The organism is Vibrio sp. 1641 (assembly GCF_033339995.1).
Lineage (GTDB): Bacteria > Pseudomonadota > Gammaproteobacteria > Enterobacterales > Vibrionaceae > Vibrio > Vibrio alginolyticus.
The window spans coordinates 1-564 of record NZ_JAWOVP010000398.1 but is presented as its reverse complement, the minus strand read 5'-3'; the positions used below and the strand labels follow the sequence as shown (position 1 = coordinate 564).

General features: G+C 46.5%; 1 pseudogene. It reads left to right on the top strand.

Features of this window, described 5'->3' with window-relative positions:
• Positions 1 to 564 (top strand): annotated as a pseudogene (locus R7Z47_RS26190) (insulinase family protein); the annotation flags it as partial.

Below are 564 nucleotides of genomic sequence, written 5' to 3'. Positions count from 1 at the left end.
CGCTTTCAAGAACCTTCACGCCCTCTCGATTTAGTTAGCCATTTAGTCATCAATATGCAGCATTATCAGCCGCACGATATTATCTATGGCGACTACAAAATGTCGGGATATGATGAAGATCTACAACGTTCTCTGCTGCAATATTTATCTGTCGACAATGTCCGCGTTACGCTGATCGCCAAAGGACTTGAGTACAATCGCACTGCGGAGTGGTATTTCACCCCCTACTCCGTCACTCCATTCAGTAACGAGCAAAAACGCTTCTTCCAACAAATTGATCCGCGTTGGCAGTTTGTTCTGCCAGAGAAGAACCCGTACATTTGTTACGACCTCGACCCAATGCCCTTTGAAAACGGGGGCTCACTACCGGAGTTGATTGAAGATCTCGAAGGTTTTCGCCTGTGGCATTTGCAAGATGATGAGTTCCGAGTGCCGAAAGGCGTAGTGTACGTTGCGATCGACAGTTCTCACGCGGTCGCATCGCCTAAAAATATTGTGAAAACACGTCTTTGTGTCGAAATGTTTTTGGACTCACTAGCCAAAGAAACCTACCAAGCTGAAATC